We start from the raw sequence: 24016 nt of genomic DNA, 5'->3' as shown, positions 1-24016 counted from the left end.
TATTATCTAGACTCTTTAGCTTTATTTTTAAACAAGTGGATATGGTCTAATGCTTTTCCGGTTCCAATTGCTACGCAATCGAGTGGATTTTCAGCAATTAGGACAGGCATTTTTGTTTCTTCGCTGATCACTCGGTCCAAATTGCGAAGCAGTGCACCACCGCCTGTTAAGACGATTCCCCGGTCCATAATATCTGCAGCAAGCTCCGGTGGTGTTTTTTCAAGTGTGTTCTTTACCGCTTCTACAATTGCATATACCGTATCATTTAAAGCAACTGATATTTCTTTTGCAGTAATTTCGATTGTTTTTGGCAGACCAGTCAATAAATCACGGCCGCGAATTTCCATATTGTCAATGCCTTCAGGAATACCGGCCGAGCCAATTTCCATTTTGATCGTTTCTGCAGTCCGTTCACCAATCATTAAATTATAATTTTTGCGGATATAAGAAATAATTGAGTCGTCCATCTCATCACCAGCAATTCGGATGGATTGACTAGTTACGATACCACCTAAAGAAATAATCGCGACTTCTGTTGTTCCCCCGCCGATATCGACGACCATGCTGCCGGTTGGCTCCCAAACAGGAAGGTTCGCACCGATGGCGGCAGCAAACGGTTCTTCAATTGTGTATGCATCCTTTGCACCAGCTTGTCTAGTAGCATCGATAACCGCTCTTTCTTCAACTGCGGTGATTCCAGAAGGCACACATACCATGACATATGGCTTACCTGAAAAAACACTTTTACTTTTTTGGGCTTGGCGGATATGATACTTCATCATCGTTGCCGTTGTTTCAAAGTCGGCAATAACGCCATCCTTCATCGGCCTTGTGGCGACGACATTCCCCGGTGTCCGTCCAATCATATTTTTAGCGTCATTTCCAACCGCTACAATACTTTTTGTATCTGTTTGTAAGGCCACTACCGATGGCTCTCTTAACACGATTCCTTTTCCCTTTACATATACGAGGGTATTAGCAGTCCCTAAGTCTATTCCTAAATCTCTTGTTCCAATTCCAAACATAATTATGTAGCTCCCTTTCTGATACGAAATGCAAAATTTCCCTAGGCAGGTAATCACCTTTTATATCATGTCTATTTTCATACTTTTTTTGTATAGCTAGTTCTAAAGCAGTCCTAAAAAATCATAACCAATATTATAGCGTAACGTCAAATAAAAACCTAGTGTTATAAATATCCTTTTTCTTTCAAGCTGACAAACTTATTTTCACCAATGATTAAGTGGTCGAGCACGTCAATGCCAATAATTTTCCCGCACTCCACCAGCCTCTTCGTGACCTCGATATCCTCACGGCTCGGAGTCGGATCGCCACTCGGATGATTATGAAGTGCTATCACGGAGGCTGCCGACCGCTTTAGGGCCTCACGGAAGACTTCCCTTGGATGTACTATGGAGGCATTCAAACTGCCAATAAAAACAGTTTGTTTATGGATGACCTGGTTTTTCGTGTTTAAATAAAGGCAGACAAAATGCTCCTGCGATAAAAAACGCATATCATTCATGACATATTTCGCTCCGTCCTCTGGCGAGCGAATGACATAGCGGTCATTATAAGATAAGTTTGAAATTCTTCGGCCAATTTCAACGGCTGCCAAAATTTGAATTGCCTTGGCCGTACCAATCCCCTTTATTTCGGTTATTTCTTCTAAGGTTGCTGATTTTAAAAGTCTTAAACCTTCAAAATGGGTTAGCAGCCGATTGGATAATTGGAGCACCGATTCATCTTTTGTCCCGGTTCTAAGCATAATCGCAATCAGTTCATGATTCGATAAGCTTTGTGGACCATGATTGATAAAACGCTCTCTCGGTCTTTCATCTTGAGGGAAATCACGAATCATTAATGTATTTGTGGACAATTTTTTTCCTCCCTTATCGTCGGGAGTTAATGAAATATCAATACGGCAACTCGTAGCCTAACCGTTTTAATTCTCGTACCGTTTTTGCAACAGGCAGACCGACAACCGCGAAATAGTCTCCATGTATTTTTTTGACAAGCATACTTCCAAGTTGCTGAATTCCATATGCCCCTGCTTTATCAAGAGGTTCACCACTTTTCACGTATGCACGTATCTCTTCGTCCGTTAACTCCCAAAACCATACTTCTGTTTTTTCATAAAAACGGGTCGAACTTTTAGGAGACATAATCGAAACACCAGTAAACACATCATGCTGCTTTCCTGAAAGAGTCTTTAACATACTAAAGGCTTCTGCTTCATCAGCTGGCTTTCCTAAGATTCGATTATCCGCGACCACAACCGTGTCAGAGCCAATCACAAAAGCATCAGGGTTTTCTTTAAAAATTGCCTGCGCTTTGCGCTCGGCTAACTCCATTACGACTTCCTCTGGAGAAAGATTTGGGTTAAAGCTTTCATCAACTTCACTGCTAGAGATCGCGAATGATAAACGGAGAGTTTCTAGAAGTTCTTTTCGCCGTGGAGAAGAAGAGGCTAAAATGAGGTTTTGCATTCAATCACCTTACCTTTATGCATTTGTATAGGGAGATACAATTCAATCCTATCAGAAATTGTCGGTGCAAACAATTTTTATATGATTAAAGTTTGATGAAATTTGTAAAATTATGCAGGATTTATCTTTTTATGGAAGGGAATAAAAAGAGAAAAAAGCCTGTCTCTGTTGGACAAGCTTACTATAGTTCTTATTTCCCGGAAAATATCGAGCATTGTCGATATAGGCTACATGGAATAGTATTGCGACAGGAAGGTTAATAGATGCTGCTGTGCCTCGGTTAAACTTTTTGTATCCTTTGTCTTTTTAAATGCTTTTACTTTTTCATTCGCAGCAGTTAATTCTTCCTTAAGATTTTTTATCTTTTCGTTTTTTATTCCGCTAATCTTTAAATGCTCATCTACTGCTGCTAATGCTTTCGTTAATTCTTCTGGAATTGCTTTGGTTGTAATAGCGGTGGATGTGGCATTTGAAAGTGTTTGATAAATGGTAGGAATGACCTCAACGAAGGTTTTTTCTTTATCGTTAACATCGGAAACTTTCTTTTCATCAAGTAAAAGCGGTTTAGCAAATACTTCTTCTACTCCATTTTCTTTATACTGGTTTCCTAAAGCTTTGGCCGTTCCGATAGAATCCGCTACTCCAAGAAATAAATAGAACTTACCACTGATTTCAACCGTTTGAGCAGGTACACCCTTCGATTCTATATCTTTTGCAATTTCCTGCGTTCCGTCTTTAGAAGTAAATACTCCCCCTTGCACGATATAGGCTGTTAATTGATTAATTGCTGCGGACGCTGTTTTCCCTTCCGTTGCTTTCGTTTCAGTTTTTGTTTCATTAACAACTGTTGGTTCCGTTGTTACCTTATTATTTTGCTCTGTGATGACAAGTTTCAGCATAAAGAAACCAATCGTGGTACCAATGAGAATGGCGAAAAATGCAGAGACCAAAATAGAACTTACTGATCTTCCATTTATCTTTTTTGAGTTACTAGAAAAAGAAGTTATTTTCTTATGACTAATAGTTTTCGGGTTTGTGTTGTTTGTAAATTTGAATTCATCAATATCATTTTCGGAGGATTCCGGGATAATCCAGTCGAAGCTCTCATCGGCAGATTCCTGAGCTGCGGCTGTTTCCAAAAATCCATCCGGTTCTGTGTGATTGGTATTTATTTTTATTACTTTGGGAGTTGGCTCGATGATGGGTTCTATATCTTTTTTCGGGGGTTCTTCCTGATAGGACTGGCTTTCTCCATTTAATTTAATCGTGATCGTATTGCCTTTTTTAGGCTTGTCCACACTTCGTTCTCCTCTCTCTTCCGACAGATAATTATTTCCATCCTAACATAGAGGAAAAAAAAAATAACAAGACTTTTGTCGTCTTGTTATCGTAGACTTTCGCCAAATTATTTGTTTGTTCGCTAAATTGTTAATTATGGCTGAGTAGTTGCTGTTGCAGGAAATTGGCTTAGTGGAGTATCTTTTCCTGCGGGTGCTGGCGCATCAATTTTAGGCAGCTGCGCTGCTAGGTCAGTTAAAGTTGGCATGTAGAAGGCCGAGACAGTTAGCGTATAAGTTAATGGCTTGCTCTCTTGGTCTAGACTAGTGACCTCTTCTCCGCCTGAATAATTGATTGCTTCAACCGCTACTATTCGTTTTAATGACTCAAGCGTAGCAATAAACTTTTCAAAATCCGTATAGGTTTGTGATTCAACCGACAACTGTACAGTCAGCTTTTTTAAACCCTCAGGGGTTGCAGGAACTGTCTGTTGTTGAGCAGTGGCTTGATTGGCTGTACCCTGATTTGTACCAGTTTGATTTTGTGTACCTTGATTCGCTGTACTTTGATTTTGTGCAGTGCCTTGAGCCGTGCCTGAATTATCTGCAGTATTTTGACTAGCGGCAGGAGTAACATCAGCATCCTTTGAAAAACTCATGGATTTAATTTGACTATTTGCAACTGTTTCAGCCTTTTCTAAATCCAATAGAAATTGTTCTTGAAGTGGTGATACTGGGACTTCCTTTTGCAATTCGCTCGTATCCTCAGGATCTGACTTTTGGGATTCTAAATTTTTCTTACTACTTATTTCTAATAGTTTTTTTTCTGTATTTAGTTCTTGCTGCTTAAGTGCTAAATCTGATTTCAAAGGTGAAAGCGAAATGAACTGGGCATAGACGAAAACTAGAACGACTAATAGCGAACCAGCCCCAACGATGATCTTATCTATTTTTGAAAGGCGAGACTTCATGAGTCAGTCCCCCCTTCCCCACTCTTTTTGCTAAGATCTGTTTTTATAACTTCAGTATTAAACTTGATTTCAAATTGTCCAAGATACCTAGGAAGAATATTTTTATCAGGCTTTGTTGTCGTAGCAGCAGCACCTGTATTATTTGCGGTATTGGTATTTGTTGTTGCATTAGTTGGGCTAGTCTGACCTGCAGCAACTGTACCTTGGGTACTCGTGGTTGCAGTATTTGTACTAGTTGTAGTTTGATTGGCAGCATTTGCCGTTGTACTAGTACTTTGACCATTTGTATTACTCGTAGATGTTTGTGCAGTTGTCGCTGTCGTTTCCTTAGTCTCGACAGCAGTTAGTGATGATAAGCTGACATCTGAAATCCACTTAGACTCTTTTAAGTTCTCCAGGAAATAGGCTGCCTCCCTAGCGCTGTCAAATTGAACACTGATGGTAACAGTTCCCGCCTCTGTATAGGCAAAGGACTGGATAAACCCACGGTCAGGCAGCAGCGAGGTAAGATGTCTCATAACCGGAATGGTTTGAATCGGGTAGTTTTTCACCCATTCCACTGCCGATTTTAATACTCCAGCAGAAGTAGCCACCTCAGTTTGATTGGCGTTTTCTTGTTGTTTAGCAGCAATCTTCTTTGTTACAGTGATTTGACTATCAACAGCCTCTACATCACTTTTTACAGATTTAATTTGCCAAAAGTAAATGCCGCAAATTAAGACCAATGCTGCAACAATCGATGTTAGATAGATAATATTGAATTTTTTGGGCTCTTTTTGAGGAAGCAGGTTAATTTCTACTAGCATCATTGCACCTCTTTTAAAGCAAGGCCTAAAGGCAGTAATAAATTAGTTGGTACACTAACCGGTTTACTCTTTGCTTCCTTTTCGAAAGTAATTAATTCAACAGGAATTTCAAATCTTTCTTTCATTTCATCAAATATGGCCATAAGCATTGGATGGTCGCCATTTAATAAAAACTTTGTGACATCCTGCTTTTCACTATTAAGTGAGTAACGGTAAAAATCTAATAGCTTATTAATTTCTTTAAAAATATCTTCAAACTGTAACACCAATTCTTCCGGTTCCCCAGTATATTTGCATACCATTAGTTCTAAAACATCGCGAGTAATTTCCCATTTATCGAAATCAAACGGTAATGCGAAATGACGCATGACTAACGGCACCGTTTCATCAAAGATGCATAAATTGACGCTGGTCAAATCAAACTGGACTGTGAATAGGACCTCATTCTCGCTTGCTTGATCTAGATGATGATATAAACGATAGAGCGATAGCGGCGAAATATCCGCTGCAACAGGATTTAACTTAAGACTTGTGAGTAAATCGACATACTCCATCACACTCTGCTCCGGTGCTGCAAATAACAGTAAATCCTTTGTCTTGCCGTTATCCGGCAGCGTGTAATAGTCGAATACTGGTTCCTCGAAAGGTAAATGTATACTAGAACCTAGTTCTAAATAAAGATACCCCTTTATCTCATCTTCTTGCACATCTGCAGGAATAGAGACTTTCCGAATAATAACAAGTGGATCTGGAACAATAAAACGAAGCGATCGTCGGCGAATTTTCCATTCATCAACGCATTCTTCGAGAATGCTTGAGAGTGAATCAATATCGACGATTTTTCCATCTGTAATTATTCCAGGAGGCAAAAAGCGCTCATTCCACCTTTGCGGTGTAGGGGGATTCGCTTGTTTCAATTCCAAAAAGCGAATAGCGTGGTCATTTATTACCAGGTTGATTATTCGATTTTTAGTTGAAAAGAGGGAAAATGCCATATGATAACCCCTTTTAAAAATCCTTATGAAAGAATTTGAATGTATAAATTAATCAGATCTGAACCCCAAAAATAAGCTGTCAAAGTGCCAGCTGCAATAAATGGTCCAAATGGAATAGGTTCGCGTTTTTTTACGACTTTAAATAGTTGAGCTAATCCGCCAATCACAGCACCGTAGAGAGTTGAAAGGAAAAATGATAATAGTACCAATTTAAACCCTAATACTAGGCCTAACAGTGCATATAGTTTGACATCGCCAAAGCCCATACCGCCTTTGCTGACGATCATAATGATAAACAGTAGTAAAAACCCAGTGACAGCACCAAGAGCGCTATCCCACCATGGGTCCAAAGGCATGATAATTCGTTCCAATAAAAAAATCCCTGCAAACCAAATTAAAATTTTATCAGGGATGATCATATAATGAATATCGGAAACAATGATAATCATAAACATTGAAATTAACGTTAAGGCAACGAATAATTCTCCAGACCATCCAACCAAGTATGGTGTCGCTGCAAACAAGATTCCTGTCAGCAGTTCAAAAAATGGATAGATAGGCGAAATCCGCGACTGACAGCCGCGGCATTTCCCCTTTTGAAGCATATAAGATAAAACCGGAATAAGTTCTAATGGTGTAAGTTGATGCCCACAGGTTGGACATGCTGATCTTGGTTTTACGATTGATTTCTTTAATGGAACTCTTAGGCCGACTACGTTGAAGAAGGAGCCTAAAGATACTCCATATACAAATAATAAAATGAATATCATTTTTAATTAGCAGCTAGTAAATCTGCCTCAGATTTATAATCTGATGTTTTTGTACCACCTAGTGCAGTCACCGCATTATGTTTACTTATTGAATATGAATACTTTGCTCCTGTTGTTGTGGTTGGCGCTGTATATGTTACTTTAACTATAAAACCATTATCTTTAACACGATCCAGGTAATCTTTCAAAGCAAATGGTTTTGCTTCAGTCCCATCTGCAGCAGCAATTCCATTAAAAGTTAAATATGTTTCCGCTGTTTTAGGTTGGCTGTCTGCAACATACATTTTTGCGGCATCAATAATAAGTATCGCATCTTGTACGTTTGATTTATTGTCAGATTTGTTGATAACATTAGATATTGCAGGAATCGCAATCGCTGCAATAATCCCCAAAATAACAATAACTGCTAGTAATTCAATTAGGGTAAAACCTTTTTGTTCCTTCATTTTTAATTTTAAAGCTTGTACCATTTTGCACTCCTTCTGGTTCTATGAACCTAGTATTATTTCTCTATGAGTATACAATAAATGACAGAATTAGAAAAGATGTTTTTTATCATTTTCTGTCTCAAATTTTTATTTTTTGTAATATTCTGAAAGTACTTATAGCATTTGGTCGAACATTGAAAACATTGGCATCATTATTGAAAGGACAATAACTCCGACGATTCCGGCCAAAAAAACAATCATTATTGGCTCAATTAATGATTTAAGCCTGTCTGTTCCTGCTTCGACTTCTTTTTCATAGAATTCCGCAATTTTTGATAACATTGCGTCTAAAGCACCAGTATTTTCACCAATTGAAATCATTTGCGTGACAAGTGGCGGAAATGCCCAGTGATTAATCATGGGTTCGGTCATTGAACGACCTTTTTCAAGTGAACCACGAGATTCACGAATGACCCTAGAAATCACTTCATTTTCAACGACCTTTTCAACAATCCCCATTGACTGGAGAATGGGAACAGAACTTGAAAATAAAGTGCTGAGCGTTCTCATCATTCGTGCTAATTGGGCTTTTTGCATCATTTTTCCAAATATAGGCATTCTTAATAGAAAATAATCTAAATAGTACTTAGCCTGCTTATTTTTCTTCATAAATATAAAGAATAGGTAAATAGCAATGAATAATAATAAAACTAGCCACCAAAATGATTGCATAAATTTACTGGAAGCAAGGACAAACTTTGTAATTCCAGGAAGTTCTGCTCCTAAATCATTAAACATTGTTACAAATTTAGGTACAACTGCTACTAGCAAAAATATCACCGCTATAACAGCAATTACACCTATCGCAAGCGGATAGGTTAGCGCAGAAACGATTTTTTGCCTTGTGTGATGTTGCTTTTCAAAATCCTCTGCAAGACGCTCGAGAGTCTCATCCATATTACCACTTACTTCTCCAGCCCTAACCATGTTTACAAACATAGAGTTAAATACTTTATTATGCTTTAAAACTGCTTCGGAAAAAGGATTCCCTTCACGCAGTTCTTGCTCAACATCCAGTAATATCCTTTTCAGAGCTTTACTCTCGGTTTGAGATGCAAGAACTGAGGTAGCCTCTACAATCGTTACCCCTGCCTTTAGCAACGTGGAAAATTGCCTAATATAAATAACAAAATCCTGAAGTTTTACCGGATTACCAATTGTAAGTTCCATGGTTATTAGGGTTTCAGGCACTTCCTTCATTTCGACAACCCTTATTCCATCATCTTTAAGCTTAACCATTGCCTCACGTCTCGAAGCGGCGGTAACAGTGCCCTGCTTTTTCCCGCGCTTATCTCGTCCAGAATATTTAAACTTAGGCATCCTGCATCATCTTTTCGTGTAGGTATTTTGTTGCAGCTTCTTGCTGAATCATATTACGGTCAAGTAGGTCGCGAATAGCCATTTCAAGTGTATGCATCCCCTGGGCACGAGAGGTCTGCATCGTACTAGAAATTTGGTGAATTTTTTCGTTTCGTATCAAGTTTGCAATAGCAGGGTTATTAACTAAAATCTCTGTCGCCGCTTTCCTCCCTTTTTTATCCGCTGTGGGGAATAAACGTTGTGAAATAACCCCTACTAAAACCGAGGCAAGCTGCACTCGAATCTGCGGCTGCTGGGCAGGTGGAAATACGTCAATAATCCTGTTTATTGTCGACGGGGCACTGGATGTATGCAGTGTTCCAAGTACAAGGTGTCCTGTTTCCGCAGCAGTTATCGCAATACCTATTGTTTCTAAATCACGCATCTCACCAACAAGAATAACATCAGGATCTTGGCGAAGAGCCCCCTTTAATCCATTTGCATATGATTTCGTATCAAAGCCAACCTCACGCTGGTCGATAATGGAATTACCATGTTTATGAAGATACTCAATTGGATCCTCAAGTGTAATGATATGCTTACGCATCGTCCGGTTCATATAATCAATCATTGATGCTAGTGTAGTTGATTTCCCGCTACCTGTTGGTCCCGTAACAAGGATTAATCCCTGCGGCTTCTCCATTAGCTTTGGAATGATTTCTGGCAAATCTAAATCTTCAATTGTCGGTGTTTTAGACGCAACTACACGTAGTGCGAGAGCAACACTTTTCCGTTGATGATAGGCATTAACACGGAAACGAGACACCCCTGGAATTCCATAAGAGAAGTCGAGTTCACCCTTATCCTTAAATAAGTCATACATGTTTTCAGGAATAATGGCTTTGGCGATTGCTTCTGTATCTGGTGGTAATAACATGTCCTTACCATAACGCTTTATGTCTCCATTAATACGAAAAATCGGAGGGACTCCCACTGTTAAATGGATATCAGAGGCTTTAAATTCAAGTGCTGCCCTGAGAATATTATCGATTTTTTCCTTCATATTTTCATTCTCCTACTCCAGAATGGCTACACGTAACACTTCTTCTGTTGTTGTCAAACCTTGTTTAACTTTTAATAAACCATCATCAATCAAAAAGATGGTTTTACTTTTAATCGCATATTCCTTAAGCTTTTGAAAGGAATTATCATTCATAATAATTCTTCGCATATCGTCATTAAGCACCAACACTTCGTGAAGAGCTACCCTTCCTTTGTAGCCAGTCATATTGCAAGAAGGACATCCCTTACCTCGCATTACCTTTTCTATTTTCAGACCACGTCTTGCAAAAATATCCTTTTCCCTCATTGAAGGCACATGAACTTCTGCACAATCCTTGCAAACTTTACGTACTAAGCGCTGAGCGACAATTCCGCTAAGTGAAGAAGCAAGTAAAAACGGTTCAACTCCCATATCAATTAAGCGGGTTACAGTTCCCAATGAATCATTCGTGTGGAGCGTACTTAATACTAAATGTCCAGTCAAAGAGGCACGAATGGCAACTTCAGCAGTTTCTTTATCACGAATTTCCCCGACCATGATTATATTTGGGTCTTGACGCAAGATCGAACGAAGACCAGCAGCAAATGTCATCCCAACATTGGTGTTAACCTGGATTTGATTAATCCCTTCCAATTGGTATTCGACAGGGTCCTCAATCGTGATGATATTGACTTGTTCACTGTTAAGCTTATTAAGGGCTGCATAAAGAGTCGAGGATTTTCCTGACCCTGTTGGTCCTGTTATCAAGACAATCCCAGTGGGTTGTTCAATCATGTCATTGAACCTTTTAAAATTGAGCGTATTAAAGCCTATTTTATTTAAGTCATTTAAAGCTGCTCCCATATCTAGGAGACGCATAACGATTTTTTCACCGTATACGGTCGGCAGGGTAGAAACACGTAGATCTATGGGATGAAAATCAAGATGTATCTTAATTCGTCCATCTTGTGGAATCCTGTGCTCAGTAATATCAAGGTTCGACATAATCTTTATCCTAGCCGTTAAGACGCTTAGCATATGGCGCGGTAAAACACGTTCCACTCTAAGCACCCCATCAACTCTGTACCGGACAACAATCTTTGTTTCTTGCGGGTCAATGTGAATATCACTGGCTTTTTGGATGACTGCATTTGTGAGGATTTGATTGACCAAACGAACAATCGGGGAGTCCTGGTTTGTGACATCTTCATCCCGTCCTCGCTCACTTGGCGACAGATCATCGAATAGCTCTTCCAAGCCTTCGTCATCATCATAATATTTATTAATCGTTCGTAAAATATCATCTTTTGTTGAAATCGCAGTTTCGATTTGGAATCCGGTAGATAAACGCAAATCATCAATGATGATAAAGTCCATCGGATCAACCATGGCAACATATAACTTGTTGCCTTCTTTTTTTAGCGGAACGATTAAATTCCGTTTTGCCCTATCCTTTGAAATTATCGAAAAGAGATTGGTATCAAAAGGGTATTGAAAAAGATTAACATGTGGAATACCAAGCTGGCGCTCAAGCACCTCAGCCAGCTGTTGATCAGTGATATACCCTCTTTGCAGCAAGGCTTCGCCAATTTTTTGATTTGCCCCTTTTTCATCTAAAGCAGTTTCCAGCTGTTCAACTGTGATGAGACCTTCCTCGATTAGCAAATCTCCAAGACGAGTTCTACCTTGCTTCTTTTTATTTAATTCAACACTATTTTGGTTGTTCATTCGTCTTCCCCCAAAGGTCATCAACATCAGAATCTTGTTGTGTGGTAGCAGATGTTGAAGTAGTTTGACTTCCATCAGGATTAGTTTGAGTTGCAGAATTTAATGGAGCGTTAGTTTGGCTTCCAGTTGTTGTAGATGCAGGACCTTGTTCCGTTCCTGTTAAGGAATGAACCTCTACCCGATAGACAGGTGGATAGTATTCTTTAGAAATTAGTTCACTTTTCAAATACTGCTCACCTTGATAAATATCCCGATATACCTGAACGAAGATTCCATCGGCTCCCTCATTTTTAACCATCGTTTTGCCAGCCTTAAGGAGCGGACTGTATTGCACGATTGTTTTTGGCTTTAATTGCTGTTGGTCTTTTTTAGTAATCTTATAATTATAAAGAAGTTTTTCGCCCTTTAGGCTCACTTTAAGTTGGTTGTTATTTAACTCCAACTGAATGGTATAGTTCGATTTATTTGGATTAATGAATACAAAATCAGTATTTTGTTGAGCGCTTACCCTCGCCTCATACCCTAACACAGCATAATCAGGAAGTGAGCCACTAATATTACGATCAATTATTGAAAAATTTGTCGGTAAAACTGTCTGGTATATACCTGTAGCAATTACACTAAGCGCAGTTGTTTTTTCAAACTTTTGATTCTTAGCAAACTCCAGCATGGAAAAAGTAGCGCCTTCGGCAATTTTTATTTCAGGGCTTTTCTCCACAATCGTTTGAAGATCAGAAGGAATTCCCTTCAAATTAAGCACTGTTTCGCTTACGATAAAATCTTTTTTACCACCAACTGCGTAATCATTAGATAGATTGAATGTAAATGTTCCTGTAGTAAATTTCGTGGCAGTCGCTTCAATATTCGTTTTTAGTTTATTTAGATCTATTTCTTTACTATTAATCTGAGGGAAGAGGATTTTCAACTGATCCTCCACATCCGTTTGGTCGATACTTATATACACTGGGTTTTGCTGACCGTCCTTAATTGAACTAACAGTAGTTTCTGTATCTAGTTTTAAAAGATTTAGGTCAAAAGGCACACTTAACTCACTATATTGAAGTTCAAACTTTGTGTCTTTCAGCCAATCGACATATTTCTGTTCTAGCAAACTAGCCGCTTCACTATCCGTTTTTCCGGAAATATCTAAACTTCCAATGGTCGTTCCATCAGAATATTTCCCATCTACATTGCCTAACTTTTCGAATGCTTTTGCCCCAAAGTGAGAAAAACTAAAAATAAAGGCGGTGCCGAAAAAAAGTACGACAAATAGCTTAATAAACTGTTGGTTTTTTCTCATCCATATTCCTCCTTTCCGTTAAATTACTTTTGCAATTGTACTGGCTTTTTTATAGTGCTTTCTTCTTCCGTCTCTTCATTACTAGCAGCAGCTTCTTTATTCGCAAAAAATAACTCTTCTAAGTCAGTTTCTTCATTATAATCTACTTTTTCTTCTTGAAGCTTAACATCTTTTATTTCAACTATTTCATCAAGTAAGTCATCGTCATCTGAACTTGTCAATTCATCTGTATCTTTAAAGAGTAAACTTTCAATATCAGCTAAATAACCTGCATCTGTTTCAGGCTCTTCATTGATTTCAACAAGGTCCTTTTCAGTTCTGTCCTGCAAAAATGAAATGTCTTCATCAACTATCTGTTCAATTAGTTCATCATTTTCTTTGGACAGCTGTGGTTGTATATCTAAAGAAAGATTATCCTGATTGTCGATTGCTTTTATTGAGGGTTCTGCTATTTCGATTTCTCCTAAATCCAAAAAGTCTAAGTCTGCAGTTTTTTCTGGTTGATTAGCAAAGCCCAATGGCACTGGACTTTCGTCATCATCAGCTTCAATTGAGTCTAATCCTTGTCCATAAATTACCGTTTCAAGACGACTGTTCATCATGTATGCCGTAACCAAGATAAGTAAAAAAATGATTAATGCAGTTTGCCAAAGTGGGAAAAAAGTAACAGCTGCAAGTCCTCCAAGGGCCAGCACAAAACTAGTAACGACAACGAAAGATTTTCCTCTTAGGGTAATCCCAATAGGTAAAAAGGCTATTATTAACATCATTACTAACATAGCTCCAATGGCCCAAATGATTGTTTGCATACAATTACTTCCTCTCTTTTTCTGGAGATTTATATCTATTAAACTACATTTTTTTTCAAAATAACTAAGATTTATTTATTTTATACAAAAAATAGACAAAATTCGCCTACTAAATATTGTATAATATTTTTACCTAGTTTAAAAGAAGATGGACAACTTTTATAGGCAATAACTACTGACTTTTGCAAATTATTTTCACAAAAATTTGATAAAATGTATCTATTAAACTAATGAATAGTCCCAAGAAGGGAATTGATTAACATGGAATTATTGAAAAATGAAAAAGGACTAACCCTATTAGAGGTTCTTATATCAATTGTCATATTATCTATGGTTCTTTTGACAACTATGAGTTTTTTTCCACAAATGGGACTTGTAAATAAGCAAAACGAAGATAAGACTCAAGCAATTAATATAGCCAAAGAAGTTCTAATTAATTGGCAGGAATCTACAGTAGTTAAAACCTTTTTAGTAAGTGATAGCCAAACAGCTGGATTTACTCCTGCTTATGTCGATGAAAAAGTAAATTATACTCTTTTTTCACCTACTAAATACACTGGCTTTTATTATTTTGAATCAACAAAGAATAATTATAACGTTCAGATAAAAATTAAAAAATCGCCCAATAAAAGTTCAAGCATTTCATACGTTCACCAAATAATCGTACAGCTTTTAAATAAAAGAGGAAATGTTATCGCTGAAACTTTCGGATATGTAACTAGATAGGAGAGGATGATTTTGAATCGGGATGAGAGCGGTCTAACATTAGTAGAAGTTTTAGCCACTTTAACCATCTTTGCAATTGTAAGTGTCATTATATGGAGTGTCTTCTTTCAAGGTTATAACTTTTCACAAAAAGCAATTTCAAAAAACCAAATGCAGCAGGAAACAAACCTTTTAATTACCAATTTACTGAAGATTCATCAATCAGCTAAACAGTACAATATCATAAACACTAGCTCAAATTGTGAAATAACGGTTAATATTACGAATAAAGATAATTCAACAAGAACAGAAATATTTAATCATTCTAATATGTGCTTTAAGTTTGAAATTAAAAATGCGATTACCAACCCTGTTGTACCTAATCGAGCTGGGAATGATGTTCAGTTAAAGTTGACTACAAGTGACAAAAAAGATCCCAATAATAAAATAGCAATCGATACATTTCTCTATCGAGTAAAGGGAGTTAAATATCAATGATAAATAATAAAAATGAACAAGGTTATGCTCTTGTAATCGTCCTAGTCATTATAACTGTTTTTATGATTTTATCCCTTTCCTTTATGGGGCAAGCCTTTTCAACTACTAAACAAAATCAAGTAGTTGAAAAACGAACTCGATCAGTTTCGGCTGCAGAAATGGGAGTCTCCTATTATCAGGTGGCAATCCAAGAAATGTACGAATCAAAAAGAAATACTGTTAATAGCCATGTCAGTTCGATCATGAGTCAGCCGAACGCTTCGACGACAAAAGACTTTAAAAGAGAAGCAACAGTAAAAATGGCAAGCGAGCTACAGGCAATGATTCCGACTGGGACTTCACTAGCACCGATTAGTATAGAAGGACATCCTAATGCTTCATTTTATTTGAAAAATTTTGTTGCAACTCCCGATCCAGCAACAAATTCGTATAAAGTAAATATTAGCTTTAATATCGTAGGGAACGAAGATGGAAAAGAAACAACACTCTTTGCAGAAATGTATATGAACTTAGATACCATCATCAATTTGCCTACAACGAATGATCCAAATAGCTATCAACTGCCAAATTACACTAATATTCCAATACCGACTACGGAGTGCGGTACACTCGGAACTTGTAATCCAGTTTATGTTGTGGGCAATAAAGGATTTGATGGAAATAATTTACTTTATGATAATTTAACAATTTACACTACCGGTGATTTAGCCCTTACAGGTAATGGGAATGAAAACAATAATAGTGTTATTAAAATTCACACTGATGGAAATATCCTAGTCGGGAAAAACATGAATAGCCAAACAAATATGTTAATTGAAACCAATGGGAATGCGACTTTTCAACAAAACTTGAAAATTGATACCTTATCAAAATTGTTAGTGAAACAAAATTTATCAGTTGCTCTACAATTTGATATTTCAAATAATTCTTTTGTTTATGTAGGTGGCAACGCAACTGTCCAAAAACTCACTATTTCTTCCTCAAAAATGTGTGTTTACGGCGATTTAAAAATAAATGATAGCAAAACAGTTGATAGTTCAAGTAATTTATTGGTACTGGGAAAGGTATATCAAATGGATAATAGCAACGTTTATAAAGAAGTAGCGTTACAAGGGAATATGAATTTTGATGATTTCAAAAGACAATGTGGAACATATGTCCCTCCAGCATTCCAGATTAATTGGGGCAATAATGTTAGTCCTATTATTAGTAATGTTGACTATTAAATCTTTCATATAAAAAAGGTGTGACCGTAGTTATGAATAACAACTTTCGGCCACACCTTTTTTTTAACGCGATGAATACTCAGCCACACGATTTCTCCCTGCTCGTTTCGCTCCAACATATAAAGCTCAATCTGCGTGCCGAATCAAAGCAAGAGAATCCTCTGAATCCTCAGGTGCAGTTGCAACACCAATTGAGGCAGTAATTTTAACCTGTTGTTGTTTTTGATCTAAGGTCTCCTGTAGGATAAATGGCCAGTTCGCAATCGACTCCCTAATATGCTCGGCAATTTGATAGGCTTCCTCCTTGGAGGCATTAGGCAATAAAACTACAAATTCTTCTCCGCCATATCGGGCAACTGTTCCACTGACTCCAACAAGTTTACTAATTCTACCTGCAAGTTCACGAAGGATTTCATTTCCACTTTGATGCCCATATGTATCGTTTACCTGTTTAAAATGATCGATATCAAGGATGATTAACGATAACGCCTTCCGCTCAAATCGGGATAATTTTTCAAATTCTTCGTTTAATAGGGTCTCAAAATAACGATAATTGTATAATTTCGTTAAGGAGCAGTGTTCACTTTGCATTTTAGTCAATTCATAATGCTTAGCATTTTCCATTGCAATTGCAAAATAAGAGCAAAGGATATCAATAATCATAAGCTGGAATTTTTCATAAGCACGTCTTCGTTTGGATGCCAATAGTAATACCCCAATCACTATTCTATTTCTTACAATTGGGACACACAGGACACTTTCTGCATCACTAGGAATATAGCCGGTTGTAATTCCACGCCATTCAAATCTTGCCGAATAAAGATAGGACTTTTGATTAGCCCAACTCCTGCCGCTGATCCCTTCATTTCTTTTCATAGAAGGCAAATCATTGGACATAACTTTTCCAGCTTCTATTCTACGAATTAATTTAAGTTCATCATTAGTAGCTTCTAATATATAGGCATAGTCGACTGGGAGCATTTCCCCCAGTTTTTGAATAAATATGTTAATGACGTCGTTCACCCGTAGACGTTCAGCCATTTGGTGGCCAATTTCTGCTGCTTTTTGTAAGTATTCATTTATTCTTTCACTTGAATAATATAGATTGAAAATGATTGATAAGCTTACAAAAGGAACACCGACAAATAAAAGCGCAAATAACCCAACCTGGTTATAGAGGATATACAACACAAAACCGATAGGAAAGGTAATGAAAGTAGTTATCGTTTCGACAAAGAAGTCCTTTCCAAAATAGTTTTCTTTGCTCTTATAGATAAAGTATAGATAAAAAGAAATGATTACTTGGTTAATTACATAATTTAAAAGTGCATATAAGATTCCAAGCCATAATGAGCGAGTATCCTCAGCTAAATTGGGGCCAGTTTGTCCGCCTAAAACATAATAAATGGAACCGCTAAAAAATGAAACCATAAAAAACATAATCAAATTGAGAGGCAAACGAAAAAATTGGCCTCTTCGGAGAATTTTGAGCTTTAAAAGTAATACAATAACAGCTACTTGGGCGAAAACCATTTCTACAAATAGGCCATATCTTAAAAATGTAGCCAGTGCCACCCATTGTATTAAAAAAATAAACATCTCATTTATCACAATCGGCATTGTAGCAACGATCGATGTTAATAGTAAAAAGGCTAATAGGTCTACCCAATGACCTGAGATATGAGGAGGATATGATTCATAGGTATACCACATTCCTGCAGGAACTAATAAGAGCCATACAAGCGTGATAACTCTCTTCATTTGTGGGTTTACTTGCATCTCTATCCCCCTCTACAAGCGAAATATTATTAATTCAAGATAAAATAATTTTATCAAATTATAGGAGGAATGTCACAACGAAATCGTCAAATTTTTCAAATTTTTACATAAAAATGGTTTTGCCTCTGAGATAAAATAGAGCGACCCCGTAACAACAATCATGCTATTCGGTTGAAGGGATTGCATTTCTTCTATTAAATAAGATTTCCAGTTATCGACAGCCACTTTGTTTTTTGAATGGCTGAGATTTAGTAATTCTTTCGCTCCAGCTGCACGCGGAAAATCAAAGCTGACAAAAGAGATTTGATTAGCAATCGAATCAAGCTTGGAAATCATTTTATCTAGTTTTTTATCCCTTAATGCAGCAAAAATAATATGGATATGACGATCTGCAAATCGTGATGATAATTCATTTACTAGTGCAGTTATTCCTTCGTCATTATGAGCACCATCAATTATTATAAATGGATTTTCAGAAAGGATTTCAAATCTTCCTGGCCAATAAGCTGACATTAATCCCTTCCTTATTGCTTGTTCGGTAAAGTGGTGGAAGCCCTTTTGACTCAAATATTGAGCAGCACAAACGGCAAGTACTGCGTTTTCTGTTTGATGCTGTCCGATCATGCTGATTTCAAGCTGCTTCATGGTTATTGTATCGGTTTGAAAGGTAAAAACCTCACCTTTATCAAGTGACATATGATTAGCAATTGAAAATTCCTTATTTAGCCGAAAAATTGGCGCCTCTTTACTCTCCGCCTGCTCTTCAATGACTCTTAATGCTCCATGGTGTTTTACTGCCGTGAAAATCGGAGTCCTCACTTTAATGATGCCTGCTTTTTCAAAAGCAATTTCCTCATAAGAATTTCCGAGAATATTGGTGTGGTCGAGGCCAATGTTTGTAATGATTGAAGCCAACGGCTGAATAATATTCGTTGAATCAAATCGTCCTCCTAAGCCTACTTCAAAAAGAACAATATCAACGTTACTCATATTCGCAAAATAATAGAATGACATCGCGGTGATAACTTCAAACTCAGTAGGTCCGCCTAATTCTGTTTCCTCTAATTCATTTGCTAACGGTAGAATAATATTCGTTAACTCTAGGATTTCTTGATCGCTGAGAGGCTTGCCATTCACACTGATCCGTTCATTAAATTGTTCAATATAAGGTGAGGTGAATGTTCCAACTGTATAACCTGCCGCTTCGAGAATGGAACGAAGAAAGGTAACGGTCGAGCCCTTTCCATTTGTTCCGCCAATATGGACTGCCTTAAGTTTATTTTCAGGATGGTCAAGCCTGTCCATCATCCATTCCATGCGTTTTAAGCCTGGTTTAATGCCAAGCCTTAGTCTTGCGTGAATCCAGTCTAGTGCTTCTTGATATGTAGTAAACATTTCATGACACTCCATCTGTTTTGTCTTGTAATGAAGGCGAGACGAACCCAAGATGGATTCGTCTCCTTATTGTTTAACCTTTTAATTCTTTAATACGCGCTTCAACAATGCTTCTCTTTTCAAGATAATCATTTTCCTTTGCACGTTCTTCCGCTACTACGCTTTCTGGTGCTTTTTTCATAAAGCCTTCATTGCTTAATTTTTTCTGAACTCTTTCTACTTCTTTATTGAGTCTTTCGTATTCTTTTTGTAGCCGGGCAATTTCTTCGTCAATGTTTATTAAACCTTTAAGCGGAAGGATGATTTCCACCCCAGTAATTACCGCTGTCATTGCTTTTTCAGGGGATTGGACGTCTGTTCCCATTGTTAATTCTTCGGGATTACAGAATCGTTCAATGTACCCACGGTTCTTCTCAATCGATTTTAAAATCTTTTCATCTTTTGCTTTAACAAGCATTTTGATTTTCTTGCTTAATGGCGTATTTACTTCTGCACGGATATTCCGTACAGAACGAATCATTTCCATTAACAACTTCATTTCTCCTGCCGCTTCTTCGTCAGAAAGGGCTGGATCTACTTCCGGCCACTTCGCTGTCGTAATCGATTCGCCTGAATGAGGAAGGTTTTGCCAAATTTCCTCGGTGATAAACGGCATGAATGGATGTAATAGACGCATCGTATTGTCTAATACGTAGGCAAGAATCGAACGAGTCGTTTTCTTAGCAACTTCATCTTCACCATATAATGGAAGCTTCGCCATTTCAATATACCAATCACAGAAGTCATCCCAGATAAAGTTGTAAAGTGCACGGCCTACTTCACCGAATTCATAGCGTTCTGATAGCCTTGTTACATGGTCAATCGTTTCATTTAAACGAGTTAAAATCCATTTGTCAGCAACTGATTTTTCGCCGCTAAAATCAATTTCTTCATAGGTCATGCCGTCCATGTTCATTAAAGCAAAGCGGGAAGCGTTCCAAATTTTATTGGCAAAGTTCCAGGTTGCTTCTACCTTTTCAGTACTGTAACGTAAATCCTGTCCTGGAGATGTTCCTGTTGATAAGAAGTATCTTAGGGAGTCAGCTCCATATTTATCGATAACATCCATTGGATCAACGCCGTTACCAAGGGATTTACTCATTTTACGACCCTGCTCATCACGTACGAGTCCGTGGATGAGAACATCTTTAAATGGACGCTCGCCGGTGAATTCAATGCTTTGGAAAATCATTCTGGATACCCAGAAGAAAATGATATCATATCCTGTTACAAGGACATCTGTTGGGAAGTAGCGCTTGAAATCAGCGGCTTCTGTATCTGGCCAGCCCATTGTGGAGAAAGGCCATAACGCTGAACTGAACCATGTGTCTAATACGTCTTTGTCCTGCTCCCAATTTTCGCTATCTGCTGGCGCGTCGTGGCCAACATATACCTCACCTGTTTCTTTGTGATACCAAGCAGGAATACGGTGGCCCCACCAAAGTTGTCTTGAAATACACCAATCACGGATATTTTCCATCCAGTGAAGGTAAGTTTTTTCAAAACGGTCTGGAACAAAGTTAACTTTTTTCTCTTTGTTTTGTAGAGCAATCGCTTCATCAGCAAGTGGCTGCATTTTAACGAACCATTGCGTTGATAGATATGGTTCAACAACCGCTCCGCTGCGCTCAGAGTGACCAACGGAATGAAGATGATCTTCTATTTTGAAAAGAACGCCTTGTTCCTGGAGGTCTTTCACAATTTGCTTACGGCATTCGAACCGGTCTAGGCCTTTATATTTACCAGCCTTATCATTCATTGAACCATCTTCATTCATCACAAGAACACGTTCAAGATTATGACGATTACCAAGTTCAAAGTCATTTGGATCATGGGCTGGTGTAATTTTAACTGCCCCAGAACCGAAGTCCATATCGACATAATCATCGCCAACGATCGGAATTTCACGGCCAACGATTGGCAGAATTACGGTTTTGCCGATTAAATGCTTGTAGCGCTCGTCTTCTGGATGAACGGCAACGGCTGTATCACCAAGCATTGTTTCAGGACGGGTTGTCGCTACTTCAATATGTCCAGAGCCATCTGCTAATGGATATTTCATATGATAAAAGGCACCTTGAACATCCTTGTAAATTACCTCAATATCTGATAATGCTGTTTTCGTAGATGGATCCCAGTTAATAATGTATTCACCGCGGTAAATCAAGCCTTTATTATAAAGGGTAACGAATACTTCACGAACAGCAGCAGATAAACCTTCATCAAGGGTAAAGCGCTCACGGCTATAATCGAGACCTAAGCCAAGTTTTGACCACTGCTGGCGGATATGGGAAGCATACTCTTCCTTCCATTTCCATGTTTCTTCAACAAACTTTTCTCTTCCTAAATCATAGCGGCTTTTGCCCTCTGAGCGGAGTTTTTCTTCAACCTTGGCTTGAGTTGCAATCCCGGCGTGATCCATACCTGGTAGCCAAAGAACGTCAAAGCCCTGCATTCTTTTCATCCGAGTCATGATGTCTTGTAAGGTTGTATCCCATGCATGACCTAAATGAAGTTTCCCTGTAACGTTTGGCGGTGGGATAACGATTGTATATGGCTCTTTGCCTTCATCATCTTTTGCTTCAAAAAACTTTCCTTGTAGCCACCAATCATAACGACCTTTTTCAATCAATTGCGGGTCGTATTTGGTTGGCATTGTTAATTCTTTTGTTTCCATTGTTTTGCCTCCTTTATATTCCGTGAAAAAACAAAAAACCCCATTCGTCATAAAAGGACGAATGGAGTTGCTTCGCGGTACCACCTTTTTTCCAATCAAATTCATGATTGGCACTTAACAGGATAACGGATTTGATCCGTCTTCAACTACTAGGGTCATAAGACCTGTTCACAGAAGAAGCTCTTGGGCGACCTTCTGATGTTCCGCTTAGGAAATCTTCCAGCTAATGATTTCCCTCTCTTTAAGCAGGCTTGCATCGTACTCTTCCCTGTCTTTGCTTAAGTTTTTAAATTATATTGTTATACTACCGAAAAAATAGGTTTCACGTCAATCATGATTGCCGATTTTTTTATTTTTTATACGGTATGCGAATTTTTAGGGGAATCTACACCAAGTGCGGAATATACATAAAATAAATGTCATAAAAAGCAAGGGGAGATTTTCCAGGTGAAAGGAAATTTCAACAAAATTAAATACCAACCCTGGTTTAGAACTTGCCGGAGAGTATGCGGACAATTTATTGTTCCATTTGTTATTTTCCAGTTTATTCGAACACTCTTACTACCAACCGTTTTTGATGTAATATTATTAGCGGTTTTTATAGCGATTGCCATATCCATATATTTTGAAGTGGTTTAAGGAGCCCCTTATGCAGGTTTTTCTCTGCTACTGGGCTCCTTCTTTTGCTTGCTGCTGCTGTGCATCGATTTCCGACATTCTCATCACGACATACTCTGAATTTTTCAAATGCCAGTATCGATTCTGCAGCTTACGGACAAATTTCAATTCATTCTTAGGCCGCTGCTTTCGATAATACTTTTCTGCCACTTGGATGATGGGAATCGGATATGCTAGATAGCTATAGAAAAGCAATTTTTCATCCGCTCTAAACGGAAAATATTTATAGTAATGATAAATCCAATCGATGACATCATCACTTCGTTTCGGACTAGTATTTAAAGCGCGGGATAAATACGGCAGAAGATCATGAATCGGCGAGCCATAACGGGCATTTTCAAAATTGATAAAGAAGCCGTACCCTCGGTCATCATAGAGAAAATGCTCGGATGATAATTTCCCGTGTGTAATTACCATACGGGCCTTTTCGTTTTCCTTCTCCCCTTCATACCATTCTTCAAATTTCGTTTTCGAAAATCTTAGTGCCTGGTTAATTTCATTGTAATACAGACAAAACAGCAATTCGAATGGTGACATGTAGGTCTTTCTTTCGCATTCATCAATAAAGCCATCGAGGAATTCCTGATGCTTTTCATACTGTTGAATCGTCGTTTCATAATGCTCAGTTCGTTCTTCTTTGCTTACTGTTATTTCTTTGGCTGACAGCGTGTGGAGTCTCGCTAATTCACGAAAAAGCTGGTGGTTCTTTTGCTGACGATCTTCTCGGTGATCATTCGGCATCCATGGCATTAGATAGTACAGGTTATTTTCGTGCAAGACAGCATACCTGCCATCCATAGTTGGATAAATAGGGACAATGCGATTATAGCCTTTTTGATAAAGAAGATGAACATGGCGAATAAAATCGGTTCCTGTATTGGGGGCAATTTTTTTTAGGGCGAACGTTCCTTTGTTGGAATAAATTTTTTGGACTGCTCCAAAATCCTCAACATAATATGGCTCAACCAGGTAGTTTTTTAGTATCGGTGAAAATTCTTCGATTTGATTCGAGTCACTCATGCGAACTCAACTCTCTTTCATGGAA

Annotated in this window: 21 protein-coding genes and 1 other annotated feature; of the genes, 3 read left to right on the top strand and 18 right to left on the bottom strand. The window is 38.1% G+C overall.

Features of this window, described 5'->3' with window-relative positions; genetic code table 11:
* Window positions 1-2: 2 nt before the first annotated feature.
* The 14 genes from ABES02_RS17540 to ABES02_RS17475 form a co-directional block, all read right to left on the bottom strand.
* Window positions 3-1025: a rod shape-determining protein gene (locus ABES02_RS17540; protein WP_430137573.1), complete on the bottom strand. Its 1023-nt coding sequence runs from the start codon at window positions 1023-1025 to the stop codon at window positions 3-5.
* Window positions 1026-1189: 164 nt separating this feature from the next.
* A complete protein-coding gene (gene radC, locus ABES02_RS17535; protein WP_430137570.1) occupies window positions 1190-1879 on the bottom strand; it encodes a RadC family protein in 690 nt (229 codons plus the stop codon).
* Between the two features lie 37 nt (window positions 1880-1916).
* Complete coding sequence (locus ABES02_RS17530) at window positions 1917-2489, bottom strand: Maf family protein (protein WP_430137568.1); 573 nt, start codon at window positions 2487-2489, stop codon at window positions 1917-1919.
* A 227-nt stretch (window positions 2490-2716) separates the two neighbouring features.
* Window positions 2717-3787 (bottom strand): hypothetical protein, encoded by a 1071-nt coding sequence (locus tag ABES02_RS17525; RefSeq protein ID WP_430137565.1) that lies wholly within the window; start codon window positions 3785-3787, stop codon window positions 2717-2719.
* 134 nt (window positions 3788-3921) lie between these two features.
* Window positions 3922-4737 carry a hypothetical protein gene (locus ABES02_RS17520; RefSeq protein ID WP_430137562.1) on the bottom strand — a complete coding sequence of 272 codons (816 nt, stop codon included), beginning with the start codon at window positions 4735-4737 and terminating at the stop codon, window positions 3922-3924.
* Complete coding sequence (locus ABES02_RS17515) at window positions 4734-5543, bottom strand: PilN domain-containing protein (RefSeq protein ID WP_430137560.1); 810 nt, start codon at window positions 5541-5543, stop codon at window positions 4734-4736. Before ABES02_RS17515 ends, ABES02_RS17520 begins: the two co-directional genes overlap by 4 nt.
* A complete protein-coding gene (pilM, locus tag ABES02_RS17510) occupies window positions 5543-6538 on the bottom strand; it encodes a type IV pilus biogenesis protein PilM (RefSeq protein ID WP_430137558.1) in 996 nt (331 codons plus the stop codon). The genes ABES02_RS17515 and pilM overlap by 1 nt, the downstream gene beginning before the upstream one ends.
* 23 nt (window positions 6539-6561) lie before the next feature.
* Window positions 6562-7308, bottom strand: a complete 747-nt coding sequence (locus tag ABES02_RS17505; RefSeq protein WP_430137556.1) for a prepilin peptidase — start codon at window positions 7306-7308, stop codon at window positions 6562-6564.
* 2 nt (window positions 7309-7310) lie between these two features.
* Window positions 7311-7778: a prepilin-type N-terminal cleavage/methylation domain-containing protein gene (locus tag ABES02_RS17500; protein ID WP_430137553.1), complete on the bottom strand. Its 468-nt coding sequence runs from the start codon at window positions 7776-7778 to the stop codon at window positions 7311-7313.
* 132 nt (window positions 7779-7910) lie between these two features.
* Window positions 7911-9116, bottom strand: coding sequence for a type II secretion system F family protein (locus ABES02_RS17495; protein ID WP_430137551.1), 1206 nt, complete (start codon window positions 9114-9116; stop codon window positions 7911-7913).
* Complete coding sequence (locus tag ABES02_RS17490; protein ID WP_430137549.1) at window positions 9109-10158, bottom strand: type IV pilus twitching motility protein PilT; 1050 nt, start codon at window positions 10156-10158, stop codon at window positions 9109-9111. Before ABES02_RS17490 ends, ABES02_RS17495 begins: the two co-directional genes overlap by 8 nt.
* 12 nt (window positions 10159-10170) lie before the next feature.
* Window positions 10171-11865, bottom strand: a complete 1695-nt coding sequence (locus tag ABES02_RS17485; RefSeq protein ID WP_430137547.1) for a GspE/PulE family protein — start codon at window positions 11863-11865, stop codon at window positions 10171-10173.
* The gene (locus tag ABES02_RS17480; protein ID WP_430137544.1) at window positions 11849-13165 is read right to left on the bottom strand and encodes a G5 domain-containing protein; all 1317 of its coding nucleotides are present in this window, start codon (window positions 13163-13165) and stop codon (window positions 11849-11851) included. Before ABES02_RS17480 ends, ABES02_RS17485 begins: the two co-directional genes overlap by 17 nt.
* A gap of 23 nt (window positions 13166-13188) precedes the next feature.
* Complete coding sequence (locus tag ABES02_RS17475) at window positions 13189-13974, bottom strand: hypothetical protein (protein ID WP_430137541.1); 786 nt, start codon at window positions 13972-13974, stop codon at window positions 13189-13191.
* A 261-nt stretch (window positions 13975-14235) separates the two neighbouring features.
* Here ABES02_RS17475 and ABES02_RS17470 point away from each other — a divergent pair, with 261 nt between their 5' ends.
* Genes ABES02_RS17470 through ABES02_RS17460 form a run of 3 tightly spaced genes read left to right on the top strand, consistent with a single transcriptional unit; the run spans window position 14236 to window position 16403 of the window.
* Window positions 14236-14700, top strand: coding sequence for a type IV pilus modification PilV family protein (locus ABES02_RS17470; RefSeq protein WP_430137538.1), 465 nt, complete (start codon window positions 14236-14238; stop codon window positions 14698-14700).
* Window positions 14701-14712: 12 nt separating this feature from the next.
* A complete protein-coding gene (locus ABES02_RS17465; protein WP_430137535.1) occupies window positions 14713-15177 on the top strand; it encodes a PulJ/GspJ family protein in 465 nt (154 codons plus the stop codon).
* Window positions 15174-16403: a hypothetical protein gene (locus ABES02_RS17460; RefSeq protein ID WP_430137533.1), complete on the top strand. Its 1230-nt coding sequence runs from the start codon at window positions 15174-15176 to the stop codon at window positions 16401-16403. Before ABES02_RS17465 ends, ABES02_RS17460 begins: the two co-directional genes overlap by 4 nt.
* A 126-nt stretch (window positions 16404-16529) precedes the next feature.
* Here ABES02_RS17460 and ABES02_RS17455 read toward each other — a convergent pair whose 3' ends face one another.
* From ABES02_RS17455 to ysxE, 4 genes are all read right to left on the bottom strand, one after another.
* Window positions 16530-18182 (bottom strand): diguanylate cyclase, encoded by a 1653-nt coding sequence (locus ABES02_RS17455; RefSeq protein WP_430137531.1) that lies wholly within the window; start codon window positions 18180-18182, stop codon window positions 16530-16532.
* A 72-nt stretch (window positions 18183-18254) separates the two neighbouring features.
* The gene (locus tag ABES02_RS17450; RefSeq protein ID WP_430137528.1) at window positions 18255-19577 is read right to left on the bottom strand and encodes a bifunctional folylpolyglutamate synthase/dihydrofolate synthase; all 1323 of its coding nucleotides are present in this window, start codon (window positions 19575-19577) and stop codon (window positions 18255-18257) included.
* A gap of 73 nt (window positions 19578-19650) precedes the next feature.
* The gene (locus tag ABES02_RS17445) at window positions 19651-22293 is read right to left on the bottom strand and encodes a valine--tRNA ligase (RefSeq protein WP_430137526.1); all 2643 of its coding nucleotides are present in this window, start codon (window positions 22291-22293) and stop codon (window positions 19651-19653) included.
* 50 nt (window positions 22294-22343) lie between these two features.
* Window positions 22344-22577: a binding site (T-box leader), on the bottom strand.
* Between the two features lie 382 nt (window positions 22578-22959).
* Complete coding sequence (gene ysxE, locus ABES02_RS17440; RefSeq protein WP_430137523.1) at window positions 22960-23991, bottom strand: spore coat protein YsxE; 1032 nt, start codon at window positions 23989-23991, stop codon at window positions 22960-22962.
* Between the last annotated feature and the right edge of the window lie 25 nt (window positions 23992-24016).

Source organism: Neobacillus pocheonensis (genome assembly GCF_050477905.1).
Classification (GTDB): domain Bacteria; phylum Bacillota; class Bacilli; order Bacillales; family Cytobacillaceae; genus Neobacillus; species Neobacillus pocheonensis_A.
The sequence above is the reverse complement of the archived record's forward strand: the minus strand, read 5'-3'. Positions and strand labels throughout refer to the sequence as shown.

Coding starts and splice junctions, on each gene's coding strand:
- ABES02_RS17540 (WP_430137573.1), bottom strand. CDS start 1,025: ATGTTTGGAATTGGAACAAGAGATTTAGGAATAGACTTAGGGACTGCT.
- ABES02_RS17530 (WP_430137568.1), bottom strand. CDS start 2,489: ATGCAAAACCTCATTTTAGCCTCTTCTTCTCCACGGCGAAAAGAACTT.
- ABES02_RS17520 (WP_430137562.1), bottom strand. CDS start 4,737: ATGAAGTCTCGCCTTTCAAAAATAGATAAGATCATCGTTGGGGCTGGT.
- ABES02_RS17515 (WP_430137560.1), bottom strand. CDS start 5,543: ATGCTAGTAGAAATTAACCTGCTTCCTCAAAAAGAGCCCAAAAAATTC.
- pilM (WP_430137558.1), bottom strand. CDS start 6,538: ATGGCATTTTCCCTCTTTTCAACTAAAAATCGAATAATCAACCTGGTA.
- ABES02_RS17505 (WP_430137556.1), bottom strand. CDS start 7,308: ATGATATTCATTTTATTATTTGTATATGGAGTATCTTTAGGCTCCTTC.
- ABES02_RS17500 (WP_430137553.1), bottom strand. CDS start 7,778: ATGGTACAAGCTTTAAAATTAAAAATGAAGGAACAAAAAGGTTTTACC.
- ABES02_RS17495 (WP_430137551.1), bottom strand. CDS start 9,116: ATGCCTAAGTTTAAATATTCTGGACGAGATAAGCGCGGGAAAAAGCAG.
- ABES02_RS17490 (WP_430137549.1), bottom strand. CDS start 10,158: ATGAAGGAAAAAATCGATAATATTCTCAGGGCAGCACTTGAATTTAAA.
- ABES02_RS17485 (WP_430137547.1), bottom strand. CDS start 11,865: ATGAACAACCAAAATAGTGTTGAATTAAATAAAAAGAAGCAAGGTAGA.
- ABES02_RS17480 (WP_430137544.1), bottom strand. CDS start 13,165: ATGAGAAAAAACCAACAGTTTATTAAGCTATTTGTCGTACTTTTTTTC.
- ABES02_RS17475 (WP_430137541.1), bottom strand. CDS start 13,974: ATGCAAACAATCATTTGGGCCATTGGAGCTATGTTAGTAATGATGTTA.
- ABES02_RS17470 (WP_430137538.1), top strand. CDS start 14,236: ATGGAATTATTGAAAAATGAAAAAGGACTAACCCTATTAGAGGTTCTT.
- ABES02_RS17460 (WP_430137533.1), top strand. CDS start 15,174: ATGATAAATAATAAAAATGAACAAGGTTATGCTCTTGTAATCGTCCTA.
- ABES02_RS17455 (WP_430137531.1), bottom strand. CDS start 18,182: ATGCAAGTAAACCCACAAATGAAGAGAGTTATCACGCTTGTATGGCTC.
- ABES02_RS17450 (WP_430137528.1), bottom strand. CDS start 19,577: ATGTTTACTACATATCAAGAAGCACTAGACTGGATTCACGCAAGACTA.
- ABES02_RS17445 (WP_430137526.1), bottom strand. CDS start 22,293: ATGGAAACAAAAGAATTAACAATGCCAACCAAATACGACCCGCAATTG.
- ysxE (WP_430137523.1), bottom strand. CDS start 23,991: ATGAGTGACTCGAATCAAATCGAAGAATTTTCACCGATACTAAAAAAC.